This is a genomic window from Streptomyces pseudoechinosporeus, assembly GCF_054783935.1.
In genome coordinates this window covers 57,306-66,526 of sequence record NZ_BAAGPS010000050.1, presented here as the reverse complement: position 1 = coordinate 66,526, position 9,221 = coordinate 57,306, and the positions used below count along the sequence as shown (strand labels likewise).

Sequence of the window (9,221 nt, the reverse complement as noted above, 5' to 3'; positions counted from 1 at the left end):
GGGGTGGTCGGCTCGGGAGCGGGCGTGGTGTCTCGTACGAGGTGATCGGCGGCGTCGGCTCGTACGGCCTCGTCCGCCGGCGGGGGCTCGAAACGCGCCGTGCTCCGTACCGCCTGGCGGAAGCTGCTGAAGCGGGCGGCGCGGGTTCGGGCGTCTTCGGCGGGGGTGGGGCGTGGTTGGGGGGTGGCGGCTGCGGGGCGGGCGCGTTCGGCCTGGGCCTGGGCTTGGGCTTGGGACTCGGCTTCGGCGAGGGTGCGGCCGCGGCGGCGCTTGGGGAGGCCGCTGGTGGTGTCGCGCTCGCTGTTGCTGCTGCTCCCGCCGGTGCGGTCCGGGGACTCGTGGGTGGGGACCGGGTCCGGGTCCAGGTCGGGAAGGGCGCGGGCGGTGGCGTACGACCCCGGGATCCGGGCCTGGACCCCGGGCTGGGGCTTCAGCTGCGTCTTCGACTTCGGCTGTGGCAGGGCGGGTGCGGGCTCCGGGGCGGTCGGGCCGGCGAGGATGTCCTGGGGGATGAGGACGAGGACGCCCGTGCCGCCGCGTGCGGAGGGGCGGAAGGAGATCTTCAGCCCGTACTTGCGGGCGAGGCGGCCGACGACGGCGAGGCCGAGACGGGTGCCGGTGAGGCCGCCGAGTCCGGCGTTCTCGCCGGAGACGGCGCGTTCGGCGCGGCGCAGCTGTACGTCGCCCATGACCAGGCCCGCGTCCTCGACGGAGACGATGACGCCGGCCGGCACCTCCTCTACGTAGACGTGCACTTCGGCGGTGGGCGGCGAGAAGTTCGCGGCGTTGTCGAGGAGTTCGGCGAGCGCGTGCATCACGCCCTCGGCGGCGTGCCCGGCGACGGCGGCCTCGCTGGACGAGTGGAGGCGTACGCGCTGATAGCCGCCGATCCGGCCCATCGCGCCGCGCAGGATCGACTCCATCACGATGGGCCGCGCCCAGCGGCGCCCCGAGCGCGCGCCCGCGAGGACGGCGACGGAGTCGGCGAGACGGCCCGCCTGCGCGGTGCGGTGGTCGAGGTGGAGGAGGTCGGTGAGTACCTCCTCGTCGGAGTGCTTCTCCTCCATGGCCCGCAAATCGGCGAGCATGCTCGTGGCCAGCGCCTGCATCCGGCCGGCCGAGTTGGCGGCGGCCGAGACTGCGGCGGCGCCTTCGGTCCTGGCCTGGCGCAACTGCTCGGCCAGGCGGTCGTTCTCCGCGCCGAGGCGGGTGCGCTCCCGGGCGAGTTCGGCGCTCAGGCGTGCCTTCTCCTGGGTGAACTGCTCGGCCCGGCGTATCAGTTCACGCTCGAACTCCTCGGCCAGGCGGTTGTGTTCGCGGGTGGCCTCCTCCGCGATACGCGCCCGCTCCTGAAGCAGCCGTCCGGCATCGTCGGTGACCGCTTCGAGGCGGCGACGCAACAGGCGCGACTTCTGCGTGGCGTGGCTCGCGAGCGCGACGACCGCGCACAGCAGCAGGGCGGCGGCGCCCGCACCCCACGCGAGGGGTAAGCGAAACGAGTCGGGAGCCGCGACGACCGCGCCGACGACGGCGAGCGCGGCCGGTACGGCGGTGATCAGCGGCGCGGGCGCGACGGCACGCAGGCGGGGACGTTCGCCTCTGGGGTGCGCGAGGGACGGCCGATCTGTGCTGGGGCGCGCTGGAGTGATGGGCGCGGTCATGAATCGTGTCCTCGGTCGTGTCCTGGGCGGGATGCGACACCTGGTGCTCAACTGGCGGTCACTATATGGGAGTTCGTGATCGTACTGGGAAGGTTCGGGAGCGGCCTTCACAACTCGGGCACGAATGCCGTTGCCTTCCCAGAGGCCGCGAGGTCGGTCTGCCTCCGGTTGACGTTGTTCGTAAGCTGCTAAATACGTTTACGCTCCTTGCGTGGGTCACTACTCTGTACCTCGAAGTGCAGCATGCTGAACAGTCTCGTCTTGGATGGCCCTTGTGAATTCCCCCCGTTCAGACCGCTCCCCGTCAGCTGAAGTGGCCCCGGGTGCCGCCAAGCCGCCGGAGGCTGTCGCGGCGCCCGGAGGCGGACCGGGCCCGAGGCGGCGACCGGGCTCCCTCGGCCCTGTCGGACTGGTGCTGGCCGGAGGCGTGTCCGTTCAGTTCGGTGGGGCGCTTGCCGTGAGCCTGATGTCGCGGGCCGGGGCGCTCGGGGTGGTGAGCCTGCGGCTTGTGGTCGCCGCCCTCGTGTTGCTCGTCGTCTGCCGGCCCCGGCTGCGCGGGCATTCGCGGGCCGACTGGGGGACCGTCGTCCTCTTCGGGATCACCTTGGCCGCCATGAACGGGCTCTTCTACCAGGCTGCCGCCCGCATCCCCCTCGGCCCCGCCGTCACCCTCGAAGTGCTCGGCCCCCTCGCGCTCTCCGTACTGGCCTCCCGCCGCGCCATCAACCTCCTCTGGGCCGGTCTCGCCCTCGCGGGCGTCTTCCTTCTCGGCGGCGGGGGCTTCGACAGACTCGATCCGGCCGGAGTCGCCTTCGCCCTGTCCGCAGGGGCGATGTGGGCCGCGTACATCATCTTCAGCGTGCGTACGGGCCGCCGGTTCCCCCAGGCCGACGGGCTCGCGCTGGCCATGGCGATCGGAGCGGTGCTCTTCCTCCCGCTGGGCATCGTCGAGGCGGGAGCAAAGCTCCTGGACCCGACCACGCTCGCCCTCGCCGCCGCCGTGGCCATGCTCTCCTCCGTCCTCCCGTACACCTTCGAAATCGTCGCCCTGCGCCGCCTGCCCGCCTCCACCTTCGCGATCATGATGAGTCTCGAACCGGCCATCGCCGCCATCGCTGGTTTCCTCATCCTCAGCCAGACCCTCACCGTGACGGAGTCCCTCGCGATCGGCCTGGTCATCGCGGCGAGCATGGGCGCGATACGGACGCAGGTCGGGCGGGGGAAGGCCCGCAACGTCACCTGAGCCGTCGTACGGCACAGAGCGCGAGGGCCCGCACGCCACATGCGTGCGGGCCCTCGCGCGCCCCCGGAGCCTGCCGGTCGCCGAGGCCTGATGCGGTACCGCGCGACCAGCCGCAACGGACCCGCACCTTCGAACCACCCGCCCCGCGGAGCGCCCTCGCAAAAGATTTCCAAGCACGCTTGCTTGTTTTTGCGGGCACTGCAATGCTCCAGAGCACACCGCGCAGCACAACAACGCCGTCCCCGGAGGGAAGCCCCCCGTGTCCGACCCGACGCCCGTACTCGACGACCTCCGCGAGGAAGGCAACGAACTCGACCGGCTCGTAAGGGAGTTGAGCGAGGAGCAGTGGGCGCGTGCGACACCCGCGTCCGGCTGGAGCGTCGCCCACCAGATCGCGCACCTCGCCTGGACCGACCGGGCCGCGCTGCTCGCCGTCACCGACGCCGAGGCGTTCGCGACGTACGCGAAGAAGGCCCTCGCCTCACCGGACACCTTCGTCGACGAGGGAGCCGAGGAGGACGCCGGACTCCCGCCCGCCGAACTCCTGGCCCGATGGCGGCAGAGCCGGGCGCTCCTGCAGGTCGCGCTCCGCGCGGCAGCGCCCGGCGCGCGCTTCGGCTGGTTCGGGCCGCCGATGTCCACCGCCTCCATGGCCACCGGGCGGATCATGGAAACCTGGGCCCACGGTCAGGACATCGCCGACGCGCTCGGCGTCGTACGCACCCCCACCGCCCGGCTCCGCCACGTCGTCCGCATCGGCGTCCGGGCGCGCGACTTCGCCTTCGCCGTACGGGGGTTGAGCGCGCCGGAAGAGGAGTTCCGCGTCGAGCTCGTGGCGCCGTCGGGGGGCGACGACATATGGACGTACGGGCCCGAAGACGCACCCCAGCGCGTCACCGGACCCGCGCTCGACTTCTGCCTGCTGGTCACCCAGCGGGCCCACCGCGCCGACCTCGCCGTACATGCCGAAGGACCGGACGCCGACCGGTGGCTGGACATCGCCCAGGCCTTCGCGGGACCGCCGGGCGCGGGGCGCGAGCCCAAGGCCAAGGGGGCCGCCGGGTGAGCCCGGGAGAGAGCCCGCCCCTCCGCATCGGCAACGCCTCCGGCTTCTACGGCGACCGCTTCGACGCGATGCGCGAGATGCTCACCGGCGGCCCCCTGGACGTCCTCACCGGCGACTATCTCGCCGAACTCACCATGCTCATCCTGGGACGCGATCGCCTGAAGGATCCAAAACGGGGCTACGCCAAGACCTTCCTGCGACAGTTGGAGGAGTGCCTCGGGCTCGCGCACGAGCGGGGCGTCCGGATCGTCGCCAACGCGGGCGGCCTCAATCCGGCCGGACTGGCGGACGCCGTACGGCAGTTGGCCGACCGGCTCGGTGTCCCGGTCCGCGTCGCCCATGTCGAGGGCGACGACCTCCACAGTCGGTATCCGGACAGCCTCGCCGCCCACGCCTACCTCGGCGGCTTCGGCATCGCCGCCTGTCTGCGGGAGGGCGCGGACATCGTCGTCACCGGGCGGGTGACGGACGCCGCCCTGGTCACCGGGCCCGCCGTCGCCCACTTCGGGTGGGAGCCCGGCGAGTACGACCGGCTCGCGGGCTCCGTCGTCGCCGGGCACGTGCTGGAGTGCGGGGCACAGGCGACCGGCGGCAACTACGCGTTCTTCGGCGAGGGCGGCGCCATGCGCCCCGGCTTCCCGCTCGCCGAGCTCCACGAGGACGGCACCTGCGTCATCACCAAGCACCCCGGCACCGGCGGCCTCGTCGACGTCAGCACGGTGACGGCCCAACTGCTGTACGAAACGGCGGGCGCCCGGTACGCGGGACCGGATGTCACCGCCCGCCTGGACACCGTACGACTCACGCAGGACGGCCCCGACCGCGTCCGGGTCGACCGCGTACGGGGCGAGGCCCCGCCCCCGACCCTCAAGGTCGGCGTCAACCGTCTCGGGGGCTTCCGCAACGAGGTCGTCTTCGTCCTGACCGGGCTGGAGATCGAGTCCAAGGCAGCCCTCGTACGGAGTCAGATGCGGGACGCGTTCGCCAAGTCCCGTCCCGCCGAGGTGCGGTGGTACCTCGCCCGCACCGACCGGCCCGACGCCTCGACCGAGGAGACCGCGAGCGCGCTGCTCCGGCTGGTCGTACGGGACCCGGTCCAGGAGAACGTCGGACGGGTGCTGAGCGGAGCCGCCGTGGAGCTCGCGCTCGCCAGCTATCCCGGCTTCCATGTGCTGGCGCCACCGGGGAAGGGCACGCCCTATGGGGTCTTCGAGGGTGCGTACGTCCCTCATGGTGCCGTCGATCATGTGGCCGTCCTCCACGACCGACGCCGGATCACTGTGCCGCCGGCCCACGACACCGCCGTACTCGACGACGTTCCGGAGCCGTCCCTGCCGGAGCCGTTGCCTCCCGGGCCCACGCAACGCGTCCCACTCGGCCTTGTCGCAGGTGCCCGCAGCGGGGACAAGGGCGGGAACGCCAACGTCGGCGTCTGGGTGCGGACGGACGACGCCTGGCGCTGGCTCGCGCACGAGCTCACGGCCGACAGATTCCAGCAGCTGATCCCGGAAAGCCGCGAGCTGAAAGTGACCCGGTACGTCCTGCCGAACCTGCACGCCCTCAACTTCGTCGTCGAAGGCATCCTCGGCGAGGGCGTCGCCTCGCAGCACCGCTTCGACCCGCAGGCCAAGGCCCTCGGCGAATGGCTCCGCTCCCGTCACCTGGACATCCCGGAGGCCCTCCTGTGACCGTCCTGGCGTCCGCGCTCGACACCACCGGCCCCGACTACACGGCCAACCGCGAGGCCATGCTCGCCAAGCTCGCCGAACTCGACGCCGAGCACGCGAAGGCCCTCGCGGGCGGCGGCGAGAAGTACGTCGCCCGGCATCGCGAGCGCGGCAAGCTGCTCGCCCGCGAACGCATCGAGCTGCTGCTCGACCCGGACACGCCCTTCCTGGAGCTCAGCCCGCTCGCCGCCTGGGGGAGCGACTACACGGTGGGCGCCTCGCTGGTCACCGGAATCGGTGTCGTCGAGGGCGTGGAGTGCCTGATCACCGCGAACGACCCGACCGTACGCGGCGGCGCCAGCAACCCCTGGAGCCTGAAGAAGGCCCTGCGGGCCAACGACATCGCGCTCACCAACCGGCTGCCGTGCATCAGCCTGGTCGAGTCCGGTGGTGCCGATCTGCCCTCCCAGAAGGAAATCTTCATCCCTGGGGGCGCGATTTTCCGCGACCTCACCCGGTTGTCCGCCGCCGGGATCCCGACCGTGGCGGTCGTCTTCGGGAACTCGACCGCGGGAGGTGCGTACATCCCCGGTATGTCCGACCACGTGATCATGGTCAAGGAGAGGGCGAAGGTGTTCCTCGGCGGGCCGCCCCTGGTGAAGATGGCCACCGGCGAGGAGAGCGACGACGAGTCCCTGGGCGGCGCCGAGATGCACGCGCGCGTGTCGGGTCTCGCGGACCACTTCGCGGTCGACGAGCCGGACGCCCTCCGCCAGGCGCGCCGCGTGATCGCCCGCCTCAACCACCGCAAGGCGTACGGCGATCCAGGGCCCGCCGCGCCTCCCAAGTACGACGAGGACGAGCTCCTGGGGATCGTCCCCGGCGACCTGAAGGTGCCCTTCGACCCGCGCGAGGTCATCGCCCGTATCGTCGACAGCTCCGACTTCGACGAGTTCAAACCGCTCTACGGGACGAGCCTCACCACCGGGTGGGCCACTCTCCACGGCTATCCGGTGGGCGTGCTGGCCAACGCCCAGGGGGTGCTGTTCAGCGAGGAGTCCCAGAAGGCGGCCCAGTTCATCCAGCTCGCCAACCAGCGCGACATTCCGCTGCTGTTCCTGCACAACACCACCGGCTACATGGTCGGCAGGGAGTACGAGCAGGGCGGCATCATCAAGCACGGCGCGATGATGATCAACGCCGTGTCCAACTCGAAAGTCCCCCACCTCTCCGTGCTCATGGGGGCCTCGTACGGGGCCGGCCACTACGGGATGTGCGGGCGGGCGTACGACCCGCGCTTTCTGTTCGCCTGGCCCAGCGCCAAGTCGGCCGTCATGGGGCCTCAGCAGCTGGCAGGGGTCCTGTCGATCGTGGCCCGGCAGTCGGCCGCCGCCAAGGGGCAGCCGTACGACGAGGAGGGCGACGCGGCACTGCGCGCCATGGTGGAGCAGCAGATCGAGTCCGAGTCCCTGCCGATGTTCCTGTCCGGGCGGCTGTACGACGACGGGGTCATCGACCCGCGCGACACCCGCACCGTCCTCGGCCTGTGCCTGTCCGCGATCCACACGGCGCCCTATGAGGGCGTACGGGGTGGCTTCGGCGTCTTCCGGATGTGAGGGATGAGGGATTCCGTGATCGCGAGTCTGCTGGTCGCCAATCGGGGCGAGATCGCCTGCCGCGTCTTCCACACCTGCCGTGAGTTGGGGATCCGAACCGTCGCCGTGTACTCGGACGCCGACGAAAACGCCCTCCACGCGCGCGTGGCCGACGCGGCGGTACGTCTCCCGGGTGCGGCGCCTTCGGAGACGTATCTGCGCGGCGAGCTGATCGTGAAGGCGGCGCTGAGCGCGGGCGCGGACGCCGTGCACCCCGGCTACGGCTTCCTCTCCGAGAACGCCGACTTCGCGCGAGCCGTCCTCGACGCGGGCCTCGTCTGGATCGGGCCGCCGCCCGAGGCGATCGAGGCGATGGCCTCCAAGACGCGCGCCAAGGAGCTGATGGGGCTCGCTTCGCCGACCGAGGTCAAGGAGGACGATCTGCCTGTCCTGGTGAAGGCGGCATCGGGCGGAGGCGGGCGCGGTATGCGAGTCGTACGCCGACTCGCCGACCTGGAAGGCGAGTTGGCGGCAGCGCGAGCCGAGGCCCTGAACGCCTTCGGAGACGACGAGGTGTTCATCGAGCCCTACGTGGAGGGCGGACGGCACGTCGAGGTCCAGATCCTGGCCGACGCGCACGGCACGGTATGGGCGCTCGGCACCCGCGACTGCTCCCTCCAGCGCCGCCATCAGAAGGTGATCGAGGAGGCCCCGGCGCCGGGTTTGGCATCCGAACTGACGGACTCCTTGTGCGCGATGGCCGTACGCGCCGCCCGTGCGGTCGACTACGTGGGCGCGGGAACGGTCGAGTTCCTCGTCGCCGACGACCTTGCGGCTGACCATGGGGCCGGGGCGAAGGCCCACTTCCTGGAGATGAACACACGCCTCCAGGTCGAACACCCCGTCACAGAGGCGGTGTACGACCTCGACCTCGTAGCCCTCCAGATCCGGATCGCCGAGGGCCTCGCCCTCGAAAACGACCCGCCACGCGCGCGTGGCCACGCGATCGAGGCCCGCCTGTACGCGGAGGACCCGGGGGCCGGGTGGACCCCGCAAACCGGCACCCTGCACCGCCTCACCGTCCCCGACGTCCGCCTGGACACGGGCTACTCCGGTGGCGACGAGATCGGCGTCCACTACGACCCGATGCTCGCCAAGGCCATCGCGTACGCCCCCACGCGCGCGGAGGCCCTGCGCAAGCTGGCGGGCGCCCTGGAGAGAGCGACGATCCACGGCCCGGTCACCAACAGGGACCTGCTCGTACGTTCGCTCAGGCACCCAGAGTTCGCATCGGCCCACATGGACACGGGCTTCTACGACCGCCACCTGCCCGAGCTGACCAGCCTTGGGACGGGCGACCCGTACGCCCACCCGTCTCCCACCACCGCCCTCAACGGAGTCGCTGCGCGACCACCTCTAGTTGCCCTGGCAGCCGCCCTCGCCGACGCCCACGGCCGCTCCCGCTTCGGCGGCTGGCGCAACCTCCCCTCCCAGCCGCAGACCAAGCGTTACCGCGCTGAGGCAACCGGCACCGAGCACGAGGTCCGCTACCGGCACACGCGGGACGGCCCGACCGCCGAAGGGGTACGGGTGCTCCACACCGCCGCCGACCTGGTCGTACTCGAAGTGGACGGCGTACGACGGAACTTCGAGGTGACGCGGTACGGCGACCAGATCTACGTGAACGCCACGGCCCTGACCGTCCTGCCCCGCTTCCCCGACCCCACGACCCAGCAGGAGCCGGGCTCCCTGCTCGCACCGATGCCGGGCACGGTCGTACGGGTCGCCGAAGGGCTCGCCGAGGGATCCCCTGTGCGGGCCGGAGAGCCCCTGCTGTGGCTGGAGGCGATGAAGATGGAACACAAGATCTCCGCGCCCGTCTCAGGAACGCTCAGCGCCCTGCACGCGAGCCCAGGCCAGCAGGTGGAACTCGGCACCCTGCTGGTCGTCGTAGAAAGCACACGTGAGGACCCAACCCCGTAGGAGCCC

General features: G+C 71.5%; 6 protein-coding genes. 5 read left to right on the top strand and 1 reads right to left on the bottom strand.

What is annotated here, in order from left to right:
* A partial coding sequence (locus ACYVO6_RS34320; protein WP_461068128.1) for a sensor histidine kinase occupies positions 1-1,661 on the bottom strand: 1,661 nt, incomplete at its 3' end.
* A 265-nt stretch (positions 1,662-1,926) separates the two neighbouring features.
* Here ACYVO6_RS34320 and ACYVO6_RS34315 point away from each other — a divergent pair.
* The 5 genes from ACYVO6_RS34315 to ACYVO6_RS34295 all read left to right on the top strand — a co-directional run bounded on the left by ACYVO6_RS34315 (position 1,927) and on the right by ACYVO6_RS34295 (position 9,215).
* Positions 1,927-2,904 (top strand): EamA family transporter, encoded by a 978-nt coding sequence (locus ACYVO6_RS34315; protein WP_461068126.1) that lies wholly within the window; start codon positions 1,927-1,929, stop codon positions 2,902-2,904.
* A 259-nt stretch (positions 2,905-3,163) separates the two neighbouring features.
* Positions 3,164-3,970, top strand: a complete 807-nt coding sequence (locus ACYVO6_RS34310; protein WP_461068124.1) for a TIGR03084 family metal-binding protein — start codon at positions 3,164-3,166, stop codon at positions 3,968-3,970.
* A complete protein-coding gene (locus tag ACYVO6_RS34305; RefSeq protein ID WP_461068122.1) occupies positions 3,967-5,658 on the top strand; it encodes an acyclic terpene utilization AtuA family protein in 1,692 nt (563 codons plus the stop codon). Before ACYVO6_RS34310 ends, ACYVO6_RS34305 begins: the two co-directional genes overlap by 4 nt.
* Complete coding sequence (locus ACYVO6_RS34300) at positions 5,655-7,253, top strand: acyl-CoA carboxylase subunit beta (protein WP_461068120.1); 1,599 nt, start codon at positions 5,655-5,657, stop codon at positions 7,251-7,253. Before ACYVO6_RS34305 ends, ACYVO6_RS34300 begins: the two co-directional genes overlap by 4 nt.
* Before the next feature lie 15 nt (positions 7,254-7,268).
* Positions 7,269-9,215: an acetyl/propionyl/methylcrotonyl-CoA carboxylase subunit alpha gene (locus tag ACYVO6_RS34295; protein WP_461068118.1), complete on the top strand. Its 1,947-nt coding sequence runs from the start codon at positions 7,269-7,271 to the stop codon at positions 9,213-9,215.
* Positions 9,216-9,221: the final 6 nt, after the last annotated feature.

What these genes read in the sequence shown, in the direction of transcription:
- ACYVO6_RS34315 (WP_461068126.1), top strand. Translation starts at nt 1,927, where the DNA reads ATGGCCCTTGTGAATTCCCCCCGTTCAGACCGCTCCCCGTCAGCTGAA.